The organism is Nonomuraea sp. NPDC049421 (assembly GCF_040677005.1).
GTDB classification, from domain to species: Bacteria; Actinomycetota; Actinomycetes; order Streptosporangiales; family Streptosporangiaceae; genus Nonomuraea; species Nonomuraea salmonea.
The window spans coordinates 67686-89093 of sequence record NZ_JBFAQA010000004.1 but is presented as its reverse complement, the minus strand read 5'-3'; the positions used below and the strand labels follow the sequence as shown (position 1 = coordinate 89093).

Annotated in this window: 18 protein-coding genes; 9 read left to right on the top strand and 9 right to left on the bottom strand. The window is 72.8% G+C overall.

The features are described from left to right. Window positions 1–17: 17 nt before the first annotated feature. From AB0K18_RS08595 to AB0K18_RS08585, 3 genes are all read right to left on the bottom strand, one after another. A complete protein-coding gene (locus AB0K18_RS08595) occupies window positions 18–863 on the bottom strand; it encodes a carbohydrate ABC transporter permease (RefSeq protein ID WP_364911837.1) in 846 nt (281 codons plus the stop codon). After that, entirely contained in the window at window positions 860–1765 is a 906-nt protein-coding gene (locus AB0K18_RS08590; RefSeq protein ID WP_364372940.1) for a sugar ABC transporter permease, read from the bottom strand. Before AB0K18_RS08590 ends, AB0K18_RS08595 begins: the two co-directional genes overlap by 4 nt. A 189-nt stretch (window positions 1766–1954) precedes the next feature. Next, window positions 1955–3745 carry an MOSC and FAD-binding oxidoreductase domain-containing protein gene (locus tag AB0K18_RS08585; protein WP_364911835.1) on the bottom strand — a complete coding sequence of 597 codons (1791 nt, stop codon included), beginning with the start codon at window positions 3743–3745 and terminating at the stop codon, window positions 1955–1957. Window positions 3746–3904: 159 nt separating this feature from the next. Between AB0K18_RS08585 and AB0K18_RS08580 the strand changes: the two genes are divergently transcribed. The 3 genes from AB0K18_RS08580 to AB0K18_RS08570 all read left to right on the top strand — a co-directional run bounded on the left by AB0K18_RS08580 (window position 3905) and on the right by AB0K18_RS08570 (window position 9523). Continuing rightward, window positions 3905–4813 carry an NlpC/P60 family protein gene (locus tag AB0K18_RS08580; RefSeq protein ID WP_364911832.1) on the top strand — a complete coding sequence of 303 codons (909 nt, stop codon included), beginning with the start codon at window positions 3905–3907 and terminating at the stop codon, window positions 4811–4813. 97 nt (window positions 4814–4910) lie between these two features. Further along, a complete protein-coding gene (locus tag AB0K18_RS08575) occupies window positions 4911–8507 on the top strand; it encodes a BTAD domain-containing putative transcriptional regulator (protein ID WP_364911829.1) in 3597 nt (1198 codons plus the stop codon). Further along, window positions 8504–9523: an NADPH:quinone reductase gene (locus AB0K18_RS08570; RefSeq protein WP_364911827.1), complete on the top strand. Its 1020-nt coding sequence runs from the start codon at window positions 8504–8506 to the stop codon at window positions 9521–9523. Before AB0K18_RS08575 ends, AB0K18_RS08570 begins: the two co-directional genes overlap by 4 nt. Here AB0K18_RS08570 and AB0K18_RS08565 read toward each other — a convergent pair. The 4 genes from AB0K18_RS08565 to AB0K18_RS08550 form a co-directional block, all read right to left on the bottom strand. Continuing rightward, window positions 9513–10019 carry a GNAT family N-acetyltransferase gene (locus tag AB0K18_RS08565; protein ID WP_364911824.1) on the bottom strand — a complete coding sequence of 169 codons (507 nt, stop codon included), beginning with the start codon at window positions 10017–10019 and terminating at the stop codon, window positions 9513–9515. The genes AB0K18_RS08570 and AB0K18_RS08565 overlap by 11 nt on opposite strands. Beyond that, window positions 10016–11212: an Ig-like domain-containing protein gene (locus AB0K18_RS08560; protein WP_364911821.1), complete on the bottom strand. Its 1197-nt coding sequence runs from the start codon at window positions 11210–11212 to the stop codon at window positions 10016–10018. The genes AB0K18_RS08565 and AB0K18_RS08560 overlap by 4 nt, the downstream gene beginning before the upstream one ends. Before the next feature lie 98 nt (window positions 11213–11310). Beyond that, entirely contained in the window at window positions 11311–13494 is a 2184-nt protein-coding gene (locus AB0K18_RS08555) for an ATP-dependent RecD-like DNA helicase (protein WP_364911819.1), read from the bottom strand. Between the two features lie 120 nt (window positions 13495–13614). Beyond that, entirely contained in the window at window positions 13615–14052 is a 438-nt protein-coding gene (locus tag AB0K18_RS08550; RefSeq protein WP_364911816.1) for a group II truncated hemoglobin, read from the bottom strand. Between the two features lie 242 nt (window positions 14053–14294). On the opposite strand from AB0K18_RS08550, the gene AB0K18_RS08545 reads away from it, so the two are divergent. Further along, entirely contained in the window at window positions 14295–14876 is a 582-nt protein-coding gene (locus AB0K18_RS08545) for an RICIN domain-containing protein (RefSeq protein ID WP_364911814.1), read from the top strand. Here AB0K18_RS08545 and AB0K18_RS08540 read toward each other — a convergent pair. Next, complete coding sequence (locus tag AB0K18_RS08540) at window positions 14866–15516, bottom strand: TetR family transcriptional regulator (protein ID WP_364911811.1); 651 nt, start codon at window positions 15514–15516, stop codon at window positions 14866–14868. The two genes, AB0K18_RS08545 and AB0K18_RS08540, sit on opposite strands and share 11 nt — an antisense overlap. Before the next feature lie 38 nt (window positions 15517–15554). Between AB0K18_RS08540 and AB0K18_RS08535 the strand changes: the two genes are divergently transcribed. The 4 genes from AB0K18_RS08535 (at window position 15555) to AB0K18_RS08520 (ending at window position 19685) form a co-directional block, all read left to right on the top strand. Further along, entirely contained in the window at window positions 15555–16877 is a 1323-nt protein-coding gene (locus AB0K18_RS08535; RefSeq protein WP_364911808.1) for an MFS transporter, read from the top strand. Beyond that, window positions 16874–17299, top strand: coding sequence for a hemerythrin domain-containing protein (locus tag AB0K18_RS08530; protein ID WP_364911806.1), 426 nt, complete (start codon window positions 16874–16876; stop codon window positions 17297–17299). The genes AB0K18_RS08535 and AB0K18_RS08530 overlap by 4 nt, the downstream gene beginning before the upstream one ends. 84 nt (window positions 17300–17383) lie before the next feature. Continuing rightward, window positions 17384–18331 carry a hypothetical protein gene (locus AB0K18_RS08525; RefSeq protein WP_364911804.1) on the top strand — a complete coding sequence of 316 codons (948 nt, stop codon included), beginning with the start codon at window positions 17384–17386 and terminating at the stop codon, window positions 18329–18331. 22 nt (window positions 18332–18353) lie between these two features. Next, the gene (locus AB0K18_RS08520) at window positions 18354–19685 is read left to right on the top strand and encodes a serine hydrolase domain-containing protein (RefSeq protein WP_364911802.1); all 1332 of its coding nucleotides are present in this window, start codon (window positions 18354–18356) and stop codon (window positions 19683–19685) included. A gap of 64 nt (window positions 19686–19749) precedes the next feature. On the opposite strand, the gene AB0K18_RS08515 is transcribed toward AB0K18_RS08520, so the two are convergent. Next, complete coding sequence (locus tag AB0K18_RS08515; RefSeq protein ID WP_364911799.1) at window positions 19750–20619, bottom strand: LysR family transcriptional regulator; 870 nt, start codon at window positions 20617–20619, stop codon at window positions 19750–19752. Between the two features lie 71 nt (window positions 20620–20690). Here AB0K18_RS08515 and AB0K18_RS08510 point away from each other — a divergent pair, with 71 nt between their 5' ends. Beyond that, a complete protein-coding gene (locus AB0K18_RS08510) occupies window positions 20691–21386 on the top strand; it encodes a gamma-glutamyl-gamma-aminobutyrate hydrolase family protein (RefSeq protein WP_364911796.1) in 696 nt (231 codons plus the stop codon). The last annotated feature ends 22 nt before the right edge of the window (window positions 21387–21408 follow it).

Below are 21408 nucleotides of genomic sequence, written 5' to 3'. Positions count from 1 at the left end.
TTTCTGGTTCGAGGAGGTCACTTGACCGCGCCCGCGGTGAGCCCGCGGATGATGAAGCGCTGTCCGAAGATCACGAGTGCGAGGGTGGGGAGCAGGGCCAGGGTGACCCCGGCCAGGATGAGGGTGGGGCTGGAGGACTCGGCGTCGTTCAGCATGGACACGCCGATCTGCAGGGTCTTGTACCTGTCGTCGTTGCCGAGGATGAGGGGCCAGAAGTACTGGTTCCAGGTGGTCATGAAGACGTAGACGCCGACGGCGGCGATGGCCGGCTTCGACAGCGGCAGCAGGATGCGCCACAGGAAGCGCAGGTGGCCGCAGCCGTCCATGACGGCGGCGTCGCGGACCTCGACGGGGAACTGCAGGAACGACTGCCGCAGCAGGAACGTGCCGAAGGCGTGGGCCAGGAACGGCAGGGTCAGCCCGAGGTAGGTGAGCGGTCCCTTGGTCAGGCCCAGGTCGGAGATGAGCAGGTAGTTCGGCAGGATGATCGCTTCCCACGGCACCATGAGGGTCACCATGAACAGCGCGAACATCGCGGTCTTGGCCCACATGCGCAGGAACGCGAACGCGTAGGCGGCAAGGACGCTGCTCAGCAGCTGGCAGATGGTGACGATGCCGGTCTGGATCGCCGAGTTGAGGTACTGGCGGGCCAGCGGGATCGTGTCGAGCGCCGAGGTGAAGTTGCCGAGGTCGATCGCCGTCGGGATGAGCTTGGGCGGGTAGCTGGCCAGGTCGCTGGGGGTCATGATGCCGCCGACGACGGCGTAGTAGAGCGGGAAGACCACCGGCAGGGCGCACACGCCGAGCACGACGTAGACGACGAGCTTGCTCGTGAAGGATGAGGTGGTGGAAGAGCGGCTCATCGGTAGTGGACTTTCCTTTCCAGCACGCCGAACTGGATGCCCGTGCAGATCAGCACGATGACCAGCAGCACGATCGCGGCGGCGCTGGCGGTGCCGAAGTCGGAGGAGCCGTAGCTGAAGGCCTTCTCGTAGATCCAGTAGACGAGCGTGGAGGTGGCGCCGTCGGGGCCGCCCTTGGTGAGGATGTGGATCTGGCCGAAGCTCTGCAGCGCGTGGATCGTGGAGATCACGATGAGGAAGAACAGCTGCGGCGACAGCATGGGGATGGTGATGCGGTAGTGCAGCCGCCATCCGGTGGCGCCGTCCAGCCTGGCCGCCTCCACCACCTCGGTGGGGATGGCGCCGACCCCGGCCGACAGGACGAGCACGTTGTAGCCGAGCGTCATCCAGACGGTGGTGATGGAGACGGAGATGAGGGCCAGGTCGGGCTCGGTGAGCCAGCCGATGCGTTCGACGCCGATGTGGCTGAGGATGCCGTTGGCCATGCCGACGGCGGGGTTGTAGATGAGCGCGAAGATCACCGACGCGGTCGCGACCGAGAAGGCGAACGGCAGCGCGAACACCGTGCGGAACATGCGCTGCCCGCTGATGCGCGACTCCAGCAGCAGCACGACGGCGAGCGCGCCGAGGATCGCCGGCACCACCGTGAACAGGACGAACAGCGCGGTCGTGCCGATCGCCTTGAAGAAGGCCGGGTCGGAGAACATGGCCGTGAAGTTGTCCAGGCCGACGAACTTGTTGGCCCGCCCGATGATGTCGGTCCCCATGGTGGACAGGTAGAAGGTCCTGCCGAGGGGATAGAAGACGAAGATCGCGAAGATGAGCAGTGAGGGCGCGAGGTAGAGCAGTGCTAACCGGCGCTCGCCCGTCGGTCCCCGTTGACTGATAGCGCGCGCTTGCATGGTCGTGCGGTCCTGCTTTCGTTCATGGTGTATTCACATTCGTGCTTGCTGGATTCTGCCTATCGCGGTCAGCTTGCGGTAGGTCTGACCAGTGTCTTCACCATGAACGTTCGCGGAATGTTATTCGGCCGGCCAGGGTGCCGTTCATCGGCGGCGGCCGCTCTGACAGCGTTTGACGGGGGTCGCGCCTCACAGGTCGAGCACGACGTCGTGGCGGGGGCGCGAGCAGCAGATGAGCGCCTGGCCGGCGGGCGGCGGCTCCAGGGGGTCGGGGGCGTACTCGACGTCGCCGGACAGCAGCGGCGTGAGGCACGTGTGGCAGACGCCCGTACGGCAGGACCAGCGCGTGGGCACGTCGCAGGCGTCGGCGAGGTCGAGCAGGGAGCGGTGGCGGGGTGACCAGGCGACCGTCAGGCCGCTGCGGGCGAAGGTGATGAGCGGGCCGGTGCCCGGCTCCCCCGGCGACGGGTACTGGGGCTGGTGCGGGGCCACGGCGGGGCGGGCCGTCAGGCCGGGGGTGATGGCGTCGCGGGCGCCGAACAGCTCGGTGCGGATGCGGTCGCCGGGCAGGCCGAGCCTGGTGAGCATGGCGCGCAGGGAGGTCATGAAGGCGGCGGGGCCGCACAGGTAGGCGGTGGCGTCGGCGGGCAGGCCGAGCGCGGCCAGGCTCTCGAGCGTGGGCCTGCCGTGGTGCACCACGGCAGGCCGGCCCGTCGCCTCACCGCCGGGGGCGTCCTCGCCCGTGCCGTCCTCGCAGGGGCCGTCCTGGTGGTCCTCGGCCGTGTAGAAGATGTGCTCGCGGGCGCCTGGCAGGCGGGCGAGCAGGGTGTGGGCCTCGCGGGCGAACAGGTGCTCGGCGCGGCTGCGCGCCACGTGGATCCACCACAGCGGCCGTCCGGTGTGCTCGGCGGCCAGGCGGTGCAGCATCGCCATGACGGGGGTGGCGCCGACACCGGCCGAGGCGAGGACGACGGGGCCGGTCACGGTGCGGGGGCCGCCGGCGAGGACGAAGTCGCCGCGCGGCGCCGCGACCTCCAGTATCGCGCCGGGGCGCAGGTCACTGTGCAGGTAGCGGCTGACCAGGCCGTACTCCTCGCGTTTGACACTCACCCGGTAGCGGTCCGCGCCAGGCGCGGACGACAGGGAGTAGCTGCGCACCGGCGGCGGGTCGCCGGCGGCGGCGATCCGGAACGTGAGGTACTGCCCGGCCTCGGCGGCGGGCAGCGGAGCGCCGTCGGGCGCCTGCAGGTGGATCGACAGCACCGACGGGGTCTCGCGGACGACGGCGGCGACCCGCAGCGGCCGGAACCCCTGCCATGCCTCGGCGTGCGCCGCCTGTCCTTGCGCCAGTTCCTGGAACGACTGCCGCCAGCCGGGGCTGAGCGCGGGGATGGCCAGCGCTCTGCGCAGGTCGCCGGGGTCGCGGCCGGGCAGGTAGAGCAGGGCGTCGATGCCGGCGACGGTGAACGCCTGCGGCCCGGTGCGCGTCTTGACGATGGCGTCGCCTGCGCACACCTCGCCCTCGGTCAGGACGCGCAGGTAGAAGCCGGGCCGGTGGTGGGCCACCAGCAGGGCGGGCAGTTCGGGCTCGCCGAGCCGCATGCCGACGCGGTAGCAGGTGACGCGGGGCTGAGTGACCTCGAACTCCGCTTCGCCGATGCGGTAGCGGTCGCCGATGCACACCTCGTCGTCGGGCAGCCCGTCGACGGTGAAGTTCTCGCCGAACTGGCCGTAGGTGAAGTCGTCGCGGCCGAAGTGCTCCTGCCAGTGGGCGTAGGACTGGATCTGGTAGACCAGCACCGCCCGCTGCTCGCCGCCGTGTCCTTGCAGGTCGCCCTGGCCGTCGCCGTCGATGTTGAGCCGCCTGACCATGCGCGGTCCGGCGACGGGACGCTTCCAGACGCCGGTGTGCACGGTGCGGCCCTGCCAGGACACGTCTCGCGGCATCCCGACGTTCACCGACACAAGTGTGGCCGTCATGTTCCTCACAGCAGGAGTGCCCGTCATCTCTCACCCTAATCAGGCGGTACGGGCGCGGTACGGACAGAGGGCTGCCAGCGGCCTTTCCTACGGTGTGCTCACGCCCCTCGAGGCCGGGATCCGGCTTTCGGAGGACCCCCGCGTGAAAGGAAGACCCCGTTGAGATCCAGAATCGTCGCGTCCTTCGCGTCCTTCGCGTCCTTCGCGTCCTTCGCGGCCTTGGCCGCCGCGGCCGCCGTCTTCGTCAACGCGCCCGCGGCCTCCGCCGACGGGCTGAGCAACCCGAGCGGCACGCTCACCGTCGAGTGCGCGGGCGCCAAGGCGTTCCTGCAGGTGGACTGGAAGGCCGGCGACCGGGTGACGATCCGCTGGCGGGTCGACGACACCGGCACGGCCGGCGGCGTCTCCCCCGTGCTGCGCATCTCGGCCCACGACTCCGACCACCAGGGGTCGGCGTTCATCTTCCCCGCGGGTGATGCCTACTACATCCACAACGGCGGCAACGGCACCCATGAGGTGGGCCTGAAGTCCAACTGGAACCCCACCGCCATCGACAACATCAACCACCTGCGGGTGCAGGTCCAGAACGGCACCGCCGCGCAGGGCGTCCACTGCACGCAGGTGCGGGAGATCTGGAACTGGAGCATGATCGGCCACAAGAACGCCATGGCCAAGCGCGGCGTGCCGTACCGGCTCGGGGGCGAGGACACGGCGGCCAAGCCCGGCCTGGACTGCTCGGGCCTGGTCAAGGTCGGCTACGACGCGATCCCGCACTTCCCCGGCTGGCCCGTGCGCCGCGCGGTGGACATGTGGCAGTGGGCCGAGAACCACCAGACCCCGTCGAAGTTCTACGCCAAGTCGGTCGCCTGGCCGGACCTCAAAGGCGGCGACCTGATCTTCTACAAGACGACTTCGGAGGCCGTCGGGCACGTGGCGTTCTGGGAGGGTGACGGCAACGTGCTCGACGCGCTCGAGCCGGGCACCACGGTCGCCGTGCACCCGGAGGGCAGCCTGCGCAACGCGCGCGTCGCGGCCTTCCGCATCCTGGGCGTGACGACCGTGTCCTAGCCCGTCCCCCTGCGAACGGCTCAGCGTGCCTCGGCACTCTGGGCCTTTCGTGTACTTTGACCTAAGATCGTGCGGTGTCGCACGTCACGGTCACCGGGTGCGGTCACCGGTGACGCAGGAGAGCTTCGGTGACCTGCTGCGCGCCCTGCGCCGCCGCGCCGGGCTGACCCAGCGGCAGCTCGCCGCCCGTGCCGGGGTGAGCGCGGGCGCGATCCGCGACCTCGAGCAGGGCAGGACGCGCACCCCGAAACAGGACTCCGTACGCGCCATCGCCGCCGCGCTCGCCTTGAACGACGCCGAGGCCGCACGGCTGCACGCCGCCGCGCACGCCCGGCCCGCCCAGCACACCGAGGTCCTCGGGGGCGGGCCGTTGCGCATCCGGGTGCTCGGCCCCGTCGAGGTGTGGCACGGCGAGCTGGGGGCCCCGCTCGGCTCCGGCCTGCAACGCACACTGCTGGCCCGGCTCGCGCTCGGCGCCGGAGCTCCGGCCGGGCAGGACGAGCTGATCGAGCTGCTGTGGCCGGACGGCGACGCCTCCCGCGCGGTGGGCCTGCTGCACACGCACGTCGCCCGCTTACGCCGGCTCCTGGAAAAAGGCTCCCGACCCGGCTCCCGACCCGGCTCCGGCCTCAGCGCCGGCCCTGGAAGCGGACCGGGAGGCGGGAGCGGGCCAGGAGGCGGGAGCGGACCCGGCCCTGGAAGCGGACCCAGCCCCGAAAGCGGGCCCCGAAGCGGGGCCGACTCCGGCGGCAGTTCCAGCGGCGGGGCTGGAGGCGGGGCTGGAGGCGGGGGTGTGCTGCCCGGCGGGCGTGGCGGGTACCGGCTCGCGGTCACCGCCGACCAGCTGGACCTGCTGCGCTTTCGCGAGCTGACCGCGCGGGCGGCCGATGACGGGCCTGAGGAGGCGCTGGCCCGGCTCGGCAAGGCCGTCGCGCTGTGGCGGGGCGACCTCGACGTGCCGCAACTCGCCTCCAGCCCGCTGCAGGCCGCGGTGACCGCCGAGTACGCCGCCGCCGTACGCAGGTTCGCCGCCCTGGCGCGCGATCTCGGCGTGCCGGAACGGGCGCTGGAGCCGGTGGGCCAGCTGGCGCGGCGGCACGAGCTCGACGAGCCGCTGCACGCCGAGCTGATCCTCACCCTGGCCGCGAGCGGCAGGCAGGCGCAGGCGCTGGCCGCGTACGAGGGCATCAGGGCCGCGCTGGCCGACCAGCTCGGCATCGACCCCGGCGAGCGGCTGCGCGAGGCCCACCTCGCGGTCCTGCGCCGGCAGGAGCGGCACGCGGCGGGATGGACGGCGATCCAGCAGGCGCCCGCCCCGCCCCCGGACTTCGTCGGCCGGACGTCCGAACTGGCCGCCATCGAAGCCGCCTTGACCATCCGCCACAAGGAAGCCCGGGACGCGGCCGGCCGGAATGAGGAAACCCTGGAGGAGGCAGGCCAGCGGCAGGAGACCCCCGACGCGGCCGGCCGGCGCGAGGAAACCCCCGACGGGAGGGGCAGATGGGAGGAGGTGGGGGTGCCGCCCAGGGTCGTGTTGATCGACGGGATCGCGGGGGTCGGGAAGACGGCGCTGGCGCTGGCCGCAGCCCACCGGCTGCGCGGCCGCTACCCCGACGGCCAGCTGTACGCCGACCTGCGCGGCTCCGCGGCGCCGGAGCCGATGCGGGTGCTGGGCCGGTTCCTGCGGGCGCTGGGCGTGCCGGGCCGGCGGATCGGGACCGACGAGACCGAGGCGGCCGCGTTGTTCCGCAGCGAGCTGGCCGACCGGCGGATGCTGGTGCTGCTGGACAACGCGCACGACGCGGGCCAGGTGCTGCCGCTGCTGCCCGGCGCGGGCGGCAGCGACCTGATCGTCACCAGCAGGCGCAGGATGGCGGGCCTGGCCGGGGCGCGTACGGTGCACCTCGAGCCGCTGGACGCGCGGGAGTCGGTCACGCTGATCGCCGCGACGGCGGGAGCGCACCGCGTGCAGGCCGATCCCGGCGCGGCGGGGGCGCTGGCCGAGGCGTGCGCGCACCTGCCGCTGGCCTTGCGCATCGCCGGGGCGCGGCTGGCCACCCGGCAGGCGTGGACGATCGGCGACCTGACCAGGCGGCTGCGTGACGACAACCGCAGGCTGGCCGAGCTGTCCACCGGCGAGTCGAGCGTGCTGGCCGGTTTCCAGCTCGGCTACGCCGATCTGAGCGGGGCGGCCCGGCGGGCGTTCCGGCTGTGCAGCCTGCATCCGGCCGACGACTTCGGGGCGGGCGCGACCGGCGTGCTGCTCGGCCTGCCGGCCGCCGAGGCCGACCGGGTGCTGGAGGAGCTGCTGGAGGCGAACATGCTGCTGCAGTACGCGGCCGACCGTTACCGCTTCCACGACCTGCTCGGCCTGTACGCGCGGCGGCTGCTGGCCGAGGACCCGGAGGGTGAGGCGGCGCGGGCCCGGCTGCACGCCTGGTACACCGACACGGTGACGGCGGCGATGGAGTGGGTCTACCCGCAGCTGGTCAGGCTCGGCAGGCACGTCCGCAGGCAGGAGGTGTTCGCCGGTGAGGACGAGGCGCTGGCCTGGCTGGACGGCGAGCTGCCGGCGCTGGTGGCGATCGTCCGGCTGGCGGCCACGTCGGACGATCCGGCGGCGGCGTGGCGCATCACCGACCAGTTGCGTGGCTATTTCCTGATCCGGCGGCACGTGGAGGGGTGGCTGCCGGCGGCGCAGGCGGGCATGGAGGCGGCCGAGCGGGCCGGGGACGACGCGGCGCGGACCGCGATGCTGATCAGCCGAGGGCAGGCGTTGTGGTCGGCGGGCCGGGACGAGGAGGCGCTGGCGGACTGCCTGGCCGGTGAGCGGCTCGCGGCGGACACCGGTCAGCCGAGGGCGGCGGCGTACCTGGCGCATCAGATCGGCTGGCTGCGGCTGGAGCAGGGCAGGCTCGCCGAGGCCGAGACGTGGCTGCGGCGGGCGCTGGCGCGGACGGAGGACGAGCCGCGCGGGCACGTGCGGGCGGTGGCGCTCAACGGGCTGGGGGTGCTGCGGCTGAGTCAGGGTGAGCTGCGGGAGGCGGCCGGGCTGTTCGGGGCGGCGCTGGCGATCAACGAGGAGACGGGCCGGCTGACCTCGGCGCTGGTGAACCGGGGCAATCTGGCCGGTGCGCTGCGGGGTCTGGGCGCGGAGGAGCGGGCGGCCGGGCTGCTGGGCGAGGTGCTGGCGGCGTACCGGAAGGCGGCGAACCTGCGCGGTGAACTGTCGACGCTGGATGAGCTGAGCCTGCTGCACCTGCAGCGCGGGGACGCCGCGACGGGGCTGGAGGTGGCGCGGCGGGCCTATGACATGGCGATCGCGGTGCGCGACAGGAAGGCGACGGCGCAGACGGCGGCGACGGTGGCGGAGGCGTATCTGGCGCTGGGTGAGGCGGGCACGGCGGCGGCGTGGTTCGAGCGGGGCGTGGAGCTGGCGCGCGGTGGTTATCCGTACGGACAGGCGCGGGCGCTGGCCGGGCTCGCCGCCGCCCGGTCGCGCGCCGGTGACGTGGCGGGGGCGCGGGACGCGGCCGGGCAGGCGGCGCAGATCGCGGCGGCGTGCCGGTTCCGGCTGCTGGAGGGGCGGGCGCGGGCGGTGCTGGCCGAGGCGGGGCCGGATCGGCTGATCACGGGCGTGGGTAGGAGAGCATGGCCACGGCAACCATCGAGAAACGGGGACGGCACGATATGAAGGCCATCATCTACCGCGAGACCGGCGACGCCGGCGTTCTGCAGCTCGTCGAGCGTGACCTGCCCGAGCCCGGCCCCGGTCAGGTGCGGGTGCGCGTCGCCGTGTCGGGGGTGAACCCGACGGACTGGAAGACCCGTTCGGGCGCCACCAACCCGCAGAGCGTGCCCGAGGTCGTCCCGCACCTCGACGGTGCGGGGGTGATCGACGCGGTCGGCGAGGGAGTCGATCGGGGGCGGGTGGGTGAGCGGGTCTGGCTGTTCATGGCCACGCAGGGCGGCTCCACCGGCACCGCCGCCGAGTACGCGCTCCTCGACGCCGCTCAGGCGGTCGCGCTGCCGGAGAAGGCGGGGTTCGACGTCGGGGCGAGCCTCGGGGTGCCGGCGCTGACCGCGCACCGGGCGCTCACGGTGGCCGAGGACGGGCCGCGGCGGCTCGGGCCCGGCGCGCTGGAGGGCAAGGTGGTGCTGGCCGCGGGCGGGGCGGGCGCGGTGGGGCACGCGGTCATCCAGCTCGCCCGCTGGGCCGGCGCGACGGTGATCACCACGATCAGCGGCCCGGAGAAGGCGCGGCTGGCCTCGGCCGCGGGCGCCCACCACGTCATCAACTATCGGAAGGGGGATCCGGCGGCGCAGATCCGGGAGCTCGCGCCGGACGGCGTCGACATCATCGCCGAGGTGGCGCTGGGCGCGAACCTGGCCCTGGATCTGGCGGTGCTGCGTACCCGCGGGGTGATCGCGACCTACGCCAACGACGGCGGCAAGCCGGTCTCGCTGGACGTGCGGCAGAACATGACGCTGAACACCCGCTTCCAGTTCCTGGTGCTCTACACGGTCGGCGACGAGGCGCTGCGCGCGGGCGCCGAGGACGTCGCGGCGGCCGTCGCCGGCGGCGCGCTGCCGGTGGGTGAGGAGCACGGGCTGCCGCTGGTGCGTTTCCCGCTGGAGCGCACCGCCGACGCGCACCGCGCGGTGGAGGGCGGCGCGGTCGGCAAGGTGCTGGTGGACGTCAGCCCGTGATGCGGCGCTCAAGGAGCATGCCGGGCCACTCCCCCACGGTGAACGGGGCGAGGCGGGTGAAGCCGCAGCTTTCGTAGAAGGCGACCAGGCGGCCGTCGTCGCCGGCGTAGCAGTCGACGCGCAGCAGCCCGAGGCCGCGTTCGCGGGCCTGCTCGGCGGCCCAGTCGAGCAGGGCGCGGCCGATGCCGTGGCCGGCGTGGCGGCGGTCGGTGACCAGGGCCTGGACGTACAGCTCGGGCTCGGTCGCGGGGGTGACGTAGGCGTGGGCGGGGCCGATGGAGATGGTGCCGGCGGGCTCGCCGTCGTGCTCGGCGATGTGCATGCCGCCGCCGCGCTGCCAGGAGGCGACCTGCTCGGTGCGGCGCTCGTCGCCGGTGAAGGGGCGGCTGCCCCACTGGCCGGTGCGGCCCTGGGCGGTCAGCCAGGCCACGGCGCTGTCGAACATGGCGAGCGTGACGGGCACGTCGCCCGGCCCGGCGGGACGGACGCGGATCACTTCTTCTTGACCGTCCTCAGGGCGCTGCCCTTCTTCCACTGGGAGAACGGCATCTGCCAGTAGCCCCAGCCGTTGTTCCACTCCAGCTCGCGGTTGGTGCCGGTGATCTCCACGACGTCGCCGCGCTGCATGTGGTCGTAGAACCACTTGGCCTGGTCGGGGCGGGCGTTGACGCAGCCGTGGCTGACGTTGGTGCGGCCCTGGGCCCAGACGTTGTCCTTGGCGTGGACGTACTCGCCGGAGTTGGAGATCCGCACCGCGTGGTTGATCATCACGTCGTAGTACTCGGGGTCGTCCTTCTCGCGGCCGGGCGAGATCATGCGGACGGGGTTCCCGCGCTCCATGGTCAGGTGCACGCCCGAGGTGGTGGTGTATTCGCGGGTGTTGCCCTTGCCTGCGCTGATGCGCATGGTCTGGACCCGCTTGCCGTCCTTGTAGACGTACATCATGTGCTTGGCGACGTCGACCTTGCTGATCTGCTTGGCGCCGATCTTCAGGTCCGCGGTGTAGTCCTTGACGCCGTAGAGGCCCTTGCCGCCCTTGATGCCGGTGATGTTGGCGTTGAAGGTGACCTTCTGGTGGGCGGGCCAGTATTTCGCGGTGCGGTAGATGACGACCTTGTCGTTGATCCACCGCCAGGCGCCCTGGACGGGCTTTTCCGCCTCGACCTCCAGGGCCCGCTCGATGGTGGCCTTGTTGGTGACGGGCTGGTTGAACGTCACGATGATGGGGGCGCCGACGCCGAGCGTCTCGCCCTTGGCGTTGGGGGTGACGTCGGCGACCTGCAGCGGCCGCTCGGGCTTGGCGGTGGTGAAGGTGCTGGTCGCGGTGGTGGCGCCGGCGGTGGCCGAGACGTTGTAGCGGGTGGAGGGCTTCAGCGGCGTCTTGGAGATCCAGCGGGTCTTGTCGGCGTTGAACTTCCCGGTGACCTGCTCGCCGTCGGCTTCGACCGTGACGTTCTCCAGCGCGCCGCCCGCGGCGGAGACGACGACCTTCTTGTCCGGGTGGACCTTGCTGGTGCCCTCGGCGGGCTTGATCGCGACCGTGGGCGCCTGCGGGGTGGCGACGATGGTGGCGTCGGGCGCGTCGGGCGGAGGGCTCGCGGGACCGCCTGAACAGGACGCCGTCAGGGCAGCCGCTGCCAGCAGCGCGAATGCGGTGGCGGGTCTCCTCGGGCCGGTCTGCGCGTTCAAGTTCTTCCTCTCGCCAACGGCGCCGCAAAGGGCACTCCAAAAACCTTAATGCTCCTGCCTGTAAGACGCCGAATCGTTTGGGAGAGTTCGATCACATTTCAATTACTTGTGCGGGCCAGGCGGTGGGTCAGGCCGGTGTGGCGGCGTCCGGCGCCCTTGGTGCGTACGGCCTGGGCGAGCGCCCGGCGCGAGCCGACGATGACGACGAGCTTCTTGGCGCGGGTGATCGCGGTGTAGAGGAGGTTGCGCTGCAGCATCATCCAGGCGCTGGTGGCCAGCGGGACCACCACGGCCGGATATTCGCTGCCCTGGGAGCGGTGGATGGACACCGCGTAGGCGTGGGCCAGCTCGTCGAGCTCGTCGAAGGCGTAGTCGACCGGCTCGTCCTCGTCGGTCAGGACGGTGAGCTTGTGCTCGTCGGGGCGGATGTCGGTGACGATGCCGACCGTGCCGTTGAACACTCCTGCCGCGCCCTTGTCGTAGTTGTTGCGCAGCTGGGTGACCTTGTCGCCGACGCGGAAGACGCGCCCGCCGTAGCGGCGCTCGGGCATGCCGTCGCGGGCGGGGGTCAGGGCCTCCTGCAGGGCGGTGTTGAGCGCGCCGGCGCCGGCGGCGCCGCGGTGCATGGGGGCCAGGACCTGCACGTCGCGGCGGGGGTCGAGGCGGAAGCGGCGCGGGATGCGGCGGGCGACGACGTCGACGGTGAGCGCGGCGATCTCCTCCGGTTCCTCGCAGGGGAACAGGAAGAAGTCCTTCATGCCCTCCAGGACGGGGTGGCGGCCGGTGTTGACGCGGTGGGCGTTGACGACGACGCCGGACTCCTGGGCCTGGCGGAAGATCTGCGTCAGCCGCACCCGGGGGATGTCGGGGGCGGCCAGCAGGTCTTTGAGCACCTCGCCGGCGCCGACCGAGGGGAGCTGGTCGACGTCGCCGACGAACAGCAGGTGTGCGCCGGGCGCGACGGCCTTGACGAGCTTGTTGGCCAGCAGCAGGTCCAGCATGGACGCCTCGTCCACGACGATCAGGTCCGCGTCGAGGGGGTTGTCGCGGTCGAAGGTGGCGTCGCCGCCGGGGCGCAGCTGCAGCAGGCGGTGCACGGTGGTGGCCTCGTGGCCGGTCAGCTCGGCCAGGCGTTTGGCGGCGCGCCCGGTGGGGGCGGCCAGGATGACCTTGGCGCGGCGGGCGCGGGCCAGCAGCACGATCGAGCGTACGGTGAAGCTCTTGCCGCAGCCGGGGCCGCCGGTCAGGACGGCGACCTTGTGGGTGAGCGCCAGGCGGACGGCCTGGCGCTGCTCGGCGGCCAGGTCGGCGCCGGTCTGGCCGTGCAGCCAGCGCTCGGCGCGCTCCCAGTCGACGTCGGCGAAGCTCTTGAGCCGGTCGTGGCCGTTGTGCAGCAGGGTGAGCAGGCCGCCGGCCAGGGAGGTCTCGGCGCGGTGGAAGGGCGGCAGGTAGACGGCCGGTACGTGGTTGTCGCCGGCCGGCACCTCCTCGCGCACGACGCCCTCCTCGGCGACGAGCGTCTCCAGGCAGGTGGTGACGAGGTCGGGCGGCACGTCGAGGATCTTGACGGCGTCGGCGACGAGGTTGGGGGCGGGCAGGTAGCAGTGGCCGTCGTCGGCGGCCTGCGACAGGGTGTAGCGCAGCCCGGCCTTGACGCGTTCGGGGCTGTCGTGGGGGATGCCGACGGCCTGGGCGATGGTGTCGGCGGTCTTGAAGCCGATGCCCCACACGTCGTCGGCCAGCTTGTACGGCTGGGTGCGCACGACGTTGATGGAGCCTTCGCCGTACTGCTTGAAGATGCGCACCGCGATGGAGGTGGACACGCCGACGCCCTGCAGGAAGATCATCACCTCTTTGATGATCTTCTGTTCCTCCCAGGCGGCGGCGATCATCCTGGTGCGCTTGGGGCCGAGCCCCGGCACCTCGACCAGGCGTCCGGGCTGCTGCTCGATGACCTCGAGCGTGTCGGTGCCGAAGTGGTCGACGATGCGCTCGGCCATCTTGGGCCCGATGCCCTTGATCAGCCCGGAGCCGAGGTAGCGGCGGATGCCCTGCACGGTGGCCGGCAGCACGGTGGTGTAGGACCACACCTCGAACTGGCGGCCGTAGCGGGGATGCGACGTCCAGCGGCCGTGCAGCCGCAGCGACTCCCCCACCTGCGCGCCGAGCAGCGGCCCGACCACGGTGAGCAGGTCGGCCCCGGTGCGGTCGGTGGCGACGCGCGCGATGGTGTAGCCGGTCTCCTCGTTGGCGTAGGTGATGCGTTCAAGGACGGCGCTCAACTGAGTGCCGGCTTCTCTGGAACCCGCGTCCGGGCCCGCCTCGCGGTCCACCACACCGACGAGATTAGGGGAGATCCTCGCCGCCGCGGCACCCGGCCCGGCCGGTGGTGCGCGCCGCGTTCACTCCCACGTCCAGAGCGGCACCTCGCGCAGCGGATGGAGCTGGTCGTCGGTCTCGGCGTGGGAGTTCTGCTTGGCCACCTCCGTGCCGAACTCCACGTGGGAGCGCAGGGCGGCGCGGAACGGCTCGTCGTCGGGCAGCCCCGCGCGGTCGGCGGCCCGCATGTACAGCTCGACGAAGCGCGAGCGCTGCTCCTCGGTGATCCGCAGCCCCCGGTGGGCGCGGATGAGCAGCGGGAAGCCGCCCATGTCGGTGGAGAAGGTGTCGGGGCCGCCGAAGGTCTCCGCCGTGAAGGCGGTCAGACGGTCGACGTGGGTGGCCCTGCCCGTGCCGAAGAGCGGCTGGAGCAGCGGGTCGGCCAGCAGGCTGCGATAGAAGACGTCGATGAACTCGTGCAGTTTGTCGTGGCCGCCGGCGTGCTCGAATAAGGTCTCCATGGCTCCAGGGTCACACGCGCGCCGGGTGGCGGCCAGGGAGCTTCGGGTGCGCGGTCTTTTCCGTCTCCGCCGGGCGGACCGCCATGCGCGTAATGGGGGAATCGATCCGATAAACCGGGCCGGTGGTCAGGTTATGCGGGCAGAAGCGTTGCGGAAATGCCGGCGTTTCTTGCACGTGCGCGCCATAAGCTCGTCTCGTTGCTTCCCAGGATTCCGTCTCAGCAGGTCAGCGGGGGGTCGCAATGTCCGCACGAAAAATCGCGATGCAGGCGTTCGCCGCGTCGTCGCTGTTCCTCGCCGGTCAGCCGGCGGCGTTCGCCGGCATCGGCCACCATTCGGGTCCGCCCACCTGGATCACCAACAAATGGCGGGGCTGGCCCATTCACGTCGACGAGCCGCGCGGCTGCGCCTACAACCTCGAGAACCCCGACTGCGTCCTCGGCTCGCGCATCAGGCTGAGCCGCAGCAATTACGACTCCTTCTTCGTCGACGGCAACCTCATCAAGTGGTACGACGTCAACGGGCGGTATTGCCTCGACGTGGCGCACGGCCGGACGGATCGCGGCGCTCCTGTCATTCTGTGGGGCTGCCATGGAGGCCCCAACCAGCAATGGCGGATCGAGTCGTACTACAAAGGGCCCAACGAGGGCATCACGCGGCTGGTGAACATCGGCAGCGGCAGGTGTCTCGACGTCGACAATCCCGCGGGCGTCGGCCGGGCCGTCCTGCCGCCCGACGGCGCTTTCCTGCAGATCTGGGACTGCTTCCCGGACAAGTCCTACGTGCATTGGCGGATCAACCAGTCGTGGGAGCTCAGGTTCTGAGCGCGGGCAGCAGGCCGGTGACGAGGGCGCGGACGCCCTTGGCGTAGGTGTCGCGGGCCGTCAGCTCCTCCCAGCGGCCGGCGATCTCGCTGAGGCGGGGGAACTGCGCCGCGTCCAGGCCGGTGAAGACCTTCTCGCGGTAGGTGGGGCCGCCCTGCTCGCGGCGCCGGCGGGCGGCCGCGCGGCCGCCGATCTCGCCGGCCGTGTAGTGCCAGATGATCCGGTACGCGTCCACCGCCTCCTCCATCGTCAGTCCCGCCCGCAGGCAGGCGTCGACGATCCGGTCGGGGTACCACAGCGCGCCCACCGCCAGCAGGTCGTCGGCGCGCAGCACGTCGACCGCCCACGGGCAGCCCGAGACGGCCTCGTGCATGGCCAGCGCGGCGGTGATCGCGCGTTCGCGGGGGTCGTCGGGCAGGTCGGGGCGGGGGATGCCGGCGGCGTGGTCGTCGAGCAGCAGCACCAGCAGCTCGTCCTTGTCGCGTACGTGCCGGTAGAGCGCCATCGGCGTGCTGCCGACCTCTCTGGCCAGCCTGCGCATGGTCAGCTCGCCCACTCCGTCCTGCTCGATGACCCGCCAGGCGGCGGTGACGATCTCCGCCCGGGAGATGCGGGGCGGCCTTCCTGTACGCGTCGGCATGACCGCCATGCTACTTTGTGTACGTGTATACAAAATCGTTGGCCATCCCCGTCCTCGCCTTCGCCGTCGCCGTGGGCTCCCTGCAGATGACCGTCGTCGTCCCCCTGCTGCCCGGCCTCGAACGCCTGCTGCACGCCCCGCCCACCACCGTCTCCTGGGCGCTCACCGCCGGCATGCTGTCCGGCGCCGTGTCGATCCCGCTGCTGGCCCGCCTCGGCGACATGTACGGCCGCCGCACCATCGCCCTGCTCACCCTCGCCCTCCTGGCCGCCGGATCCGCGCTCAGCGCCGTCGCGGGCACGCTGCCCCTGCTGCTGGCCGGCCGCGTCCTGCAGGGCACCGCCGCGCCGCTGCTCCCCCTGTCCATGGGCCTGGTCAGGCAGCTCGTACCACCCGACCGGCTGCCCGCCGCGATCGGCGTGCTCAGCGCCACCCTCGGCGTCGGCTGCGGCGGCGGCCTCATCATGGCCGGGCTGCTGGAGGGCGACCACCGGGCGGTCTTCTGGGCCCAGGCCGCGCTCGCCGCGCTCGGCCTGCTGCTGGTGACCGCCGTGGTACGCGAGAGTCACGACCGCGCACCCGGACGTCCCGACCTGGCCGGCGCGGCGCTCGTCGCCTTCTGGCTCGGCAGCCTGCTGCTGGCCGTCAGCAAAGGCGCCGCGTGGGGATGGACCTCACCGGCCACCCTCGGCCTGTTCGCCGCCGCCGCAGCCGGGGCCGCGGTCTGGGTCGTGACCGCCCGCCGCACCCCGTACCCGCTCATCGAGATCCCCATGCTGCTGCACCGCGCCACCGTCGGGGCCACCGTGGCGTCGTTCCTCATGGGGCTCGCCCTGTTCACCGCCATCACCACCGTCTCGGCCGTCGCGCAGGGCCGCCTCGGCGCCTCGGTGCTGCAGGTCGGCCTCTACCTGCTGCCCACGACCCTGCTCATGCTCGTGACGTCCGTGCTCGCCGGGCCGCTCATGCGCCGCTACACCGCCTCAGCCCTCGTGGCGGCCGGGTCCGCGCTGGTCAGCGCCTCCGCCCTGTGGCTGGCCCTGTCCGGCTCCTCCCCCATGGACCTGTACGGCGCCGCGACCGTGCTCGGCCTGGGCACCGGCCTCGGCTACGCCGCCCTCGGCACCATGGCCGTCGAACACGTCGAACCCGCCAAGACCGCCGCCGCCGGCGGCATCAACGCCCTGGTCAGGATCGCCGGCGGCAGCGTCGCCGGAGCCGTCGGCGCCGCCGTGCTCGACGCCGGCGGCCCGGCATGGACGTTCGGCGTCGCCGCCGCGGCCGGGCTGCTGGCCGCCCTCTTCGCCACCGCCCACACCCGCCTCACCCACACACCCACCCGAGAGATGGAACCGGCATGAACGACCGCATCGCCGCCTGGGGCGACGAACTGATCAAACTGCACGACGGCTTCCGCCGGGACCTCGCCGCGCTGCGCGAGTCCCGGATGGACGCGGCCGGCCTGCGTACGCACTGCCTGACCTTCTGCGACGCCCTGCACGCCCACCACGAGGGCGAGGACGGCGCCCTGTTCCCGCACCTCGCCACCGAGCACCCCGAACTCGCCGACGTCCTCACCCGGCTCCGCCAGGAGCACCAGGTGGTCGCCACCCTCATGAACGACATCAGACGCCTGCTCGACCACGGCCACGACCACGGCCACGACCAGGTGAGAACCGAGCTCGACCGGCTTGCCACCCGCTTGGAGGCCCACCTCGACTACGAGGAACAGCAGCTCGTCCCGGTGCTCAACACGATGCTCACCCTCCCCGACGACGTCTGACCGCCAAGGGGGAAGGGACCGCCGAAGAGGGGCGTCGCAGGGGCTGCCGCTGTAGCGTTGCAGGCGGGACGGAAGGAGGCGCCCATGCTCGCCCGCCTCGCCCTGACGGCGGCACTCGCCCTGCTGGCCGTCCGCTGCGACGGAGCGCCGCCCGCGCCCGTCCCGCCCTCCCCCGCCGCCCAGCCCGCCATCACCAGCGGCTGCCAGTCCGCCGACCGGCTGGAACCCGGCACCCACCGCCTCGCCCACGACGGGCTCAGCCGCCGCTTCCTGCTCGCCCTGCCCAACGGCGACGGCCCCCACCCCCTCATCCTCGACCTGCACGGGCTCAACTCCACCGCCGCCCGCCAGAACGCCTACAGCCGCCTGGCCGAGCACGGCACCCGCCGCGGCTACATCGTCGCCACCCCCCAGGCCGCCGACGGCCGCATGGGCTGGACCCTGCCCCGCACCGCCGGCCCCGACGACACCGGCTTCCTCACCGCGCTGCTCGCCCACCTCGAACGCCGCCTGTGCGTCCGCGCCGACCGTCAGTTCGCCGCCGGCATGTCCTACGGCGCCGCCATGGCCACCGGCCTCATCTGCGCCCTCGACGGCAGGCTGTCGGCCGTGGCCGCCGTCGCCGGCATCAACATCGCCCGCCCCTGCAAGCCGCCCGCCCCCACCACGATCATCGCCTTCCACGGCACCGACGACCGCATCGTCCCCTACGACGGTGGCCACCCCTTCCGCGACGCCACCGGCGACCTGCGCAAACTCGCCGACCTCATCGTCCTGGACCCCGTCGGGCGCGCCACCGCGGGCTGGGCCGACCTGCTCGGCTGCACCGGCCCCGCCACCACCACCCCCGCCCCCCGCGTACGGCTGCACGACTGGACCTGCCCCGGCGCCACCCTGCGCCTCTACACCGTCGCCGACGGCGGCCACACCTGGCCCGGCGCCATGCCCGTCCCTCGCCTCGGCCACACCACCCGCGACCTCGACGCCACCCGCCTCATCCTCGATGCCTTCGACCGCGCACCCTCCCGCTGAGCAGCCGCTACTCTTGTCGCTCATGAGTCAGGTGGGACAGGCGACGGCGCGCGCCCTGCTGCGCAGGCTGGCCGTCGAACAGGCCGAGTGCAGGGTGCCGTCGCTGACGGCGGCGATCGTCCGCGACGGGCGGACCGCGTGGTTCGGCGGCAGAGGCCGCGTCGGCGACCAGCAGCCGACGCCCGCCACCCAATACCGCATCGGATCCATCACCAAGAGCATGGTCGCCGTCGTCGTCATGCGGCTGCGCGACGAAGGCGCCCTCGACCTCAACGACCCCCTCGAGCGGCACCTGCCCGGCACCCAGGTCGGCCACCTGACCATCGGCCAGCTGATGTCCCACACCGCCGGCCTGACCGCCGAGCCGCCCACGGACTGGTGGGAGCGCACCCCCGGCATCCCCGCCCACGACCTGCTCGACCGCCTCGGCGGACCCGAGCTGAAACACCGTCCCGGCCGCCGCTTCCACTACTCCAACGTCGGGTTCGCGCTGCTCGGCGAGCTGGTGGGCCGGCTGCGCGGCACCACCTGGCTCAAGGCCCTGCGCGCCGAGGTGCTCGACCCGCTCGGCATGCACGACACCACCCCGCGCCCCCGCCCGCCCCACGCCACCGGCTACGCCGTCCACCCCTACGCCGACGTCGTGCTCGCCGAGCCCGAACACGACGCCGACGCCATGGGTCCGGCGGGCCAGCTGTGGTCCACCCCGCACGACCTGGCCCGCTGGGCCGCGTTCCTGTCCGGCCACACCAGCGGCGTGCTGCCCGCCGCCACCCTCGCCGAGATGCGCGAACCCATCGGCGTCGACGACGGCCACACCTGGACCGGCGGGTTCGGGCTCGGCCTGCAGCTCTCCCGCGCCCGCGGCCGCCGCCTGGCCGGCCACACCGGCTCCATGCCCGGCTTCCTGGCCACCGTGTGGGCCGACCCCGACGAGGACACCGGCGTGCTGTTCATGGCCAACACCACCTCCGGCCTCACCGGCGCCCTCACCGACGACCTGCTCGACATCCTGCACGAGTACGAGCCGCGCCTGCCCGACGAATGGCAGCCCGCCCCCGCCGACCCCGGCCTGCTCGCCCTGACCGGCCTGTGGCACTGGGGCCCCAAGCCGTACGTGCTGAGCCTGCTGGCCGACCGCGGCCTGGCGCTGGAGCCGGTCGGCGGACGCGGCCGCGCCTCCCGCTTCGTCGCCCAGGACGACGGTACCTGGCTCGGCCTCGACGGCTACTACGCCGGCGAGACGCTCAAGGTGGCCCACGACCACCTCGACCTCAACACCTTCATCTTCACCCGCGACCCCTACGACCCCGCCGCCCCGCTGCCGGGCGGCCCCGCCGACTGGCACGCCTGACGCGGCGGGGGCTGAGCGGATCGTGGCCGGCCGGCATCTCGGCTTCGCCGCGATCCTGGCCGGGTCAGCCGCCCTTCAGGATGGCGGCGACCTCGGCGGCGGGGCCGTCCGGGAGAGCGGTGTGCAGGAGTTCCACGCGGTGCACCAGGCGGGGCTCGGCCAGGCGCACCCCGGCGCAGGGGCCGGGGTGCGCCTGGGCGGGCAGCAGGGTCAGGCCGTGGCCGGCGGCCACCAGGTTCAGCACCGTGTGCACGTCCTCGCCGTCGTAGCCGACCGCCGCGGGGAAACCGTCGCCTGCCAGCTCGCGCAGTCGCGGCAGCGGGCACAGCGGCGTGCGCAGCCAGCGCGCGTCGGCCAGGTCGCCCAGGCGCAGCGCCGTGCGGCCCGACAGGGGGTGGCCCGGCGGGAGCATGACGTGCAGGTCCTCCTCGGCGACGCCGGTGGCCGTCATCGGGCCCGTCTCCGGCAGGCGCAGCGGGTCGCTGGGGGCCACGATGCCGTCGGCCAGCCCCAGGTCCGCCTCGCCCCTGGCCACGGTGACCGCCACGTCGTCGCGGCCGCAGGTGTGCACGTCCACGTCCAGGCGGGGCCGGCGGGCGCAGGCCGTGGCCAGGCGGCCGGCCAGCACCGGGTTGAGCGCGAGCGGGGTGGCGGCCAGGCGCAGCAGGTGGCCGGGCGGGGCGGCGGCGCGCAGCACGTCGGCGCGGGCCGCGCGCAGGCGCAGCAGCACCGGCTCGGCGTGTTCCAGCAGACGGCGGCCCGCCGGGGTGGGCGCGACAGGGCGGCGGGTCAGCAGCGCCAGCCCCAGGTCGCTCTCCAGCGCGGCGACCTGCTGGGAGACCGCCGACTGGGTGTAGCCGAGCTCGGCGGCGGCGGCCGAGAACGAGCCGTGACGGGCGACGGCGACGAACGTGGCCAGCAGATGAGGGTCCATTAGAGGTGCTTATAGCACGGCAAGAAATGATCGTTGGCGCTTGAGCCCCGCGGGCGGCCACGATGGGGGTCATGAGAATCGCCCTTGTGGGGGAACGCTCCCCCTCCGTCCGTTCCCACGCCAGGATCCCGCTGCTGGTGCGGGCCTTGCGGGAGCGTGACGGCAGCGCGGTGGACGCGTACTGGATCTCCACCGCCGACGTGAGCGGAGTGGACGGGTTCGACGGGATCTGGCTCGTGCCAGGCAGCCCCTACCGCGACGAGGCGGGCGCGCTGGAGGCGGTACGGGTGGCGCGCGAGCGCGGCATCCCGTTCCTCGGCACCTGCGGCGGCTTCCAGCACCTGCTGCTGGAGTACTCGAGGAACGTGTGCGGGCTGGACGTCGCGCACGCCGAGAACACCCCCGGCGCCCGCGACTTCCTGCTCACCCCGCTGGCCTGCACGCTGGCCGGGCACGAGAGCCGGGTACGGCTGGAGCCCGGCACCATGATGGAGCGCATCGTCGGCGCGTCCTCGACGGTCGAGGTCTACAACTGCTCCTACGGACTCAACGAGGACTACAAGCACACCCTGGCCGGGCACGGGCTGGTGTTCTCCGGCCACGCCGACGACGGCACGGCCCGCGCGGTCGAGCTGCCCGGGCACCCGTTCTTCCTGGGCGTGATGTTCCAGCCCGAGCTGGCCGGCGACGGGCGGCGGCCCCACCCGGTCATCTCCGCCTTCGCCGCCGCGGCCGCCCGCCACCGCCTCATCGGAAGAACCGCGTGATCATCTTCACCGGGCCGGTCGG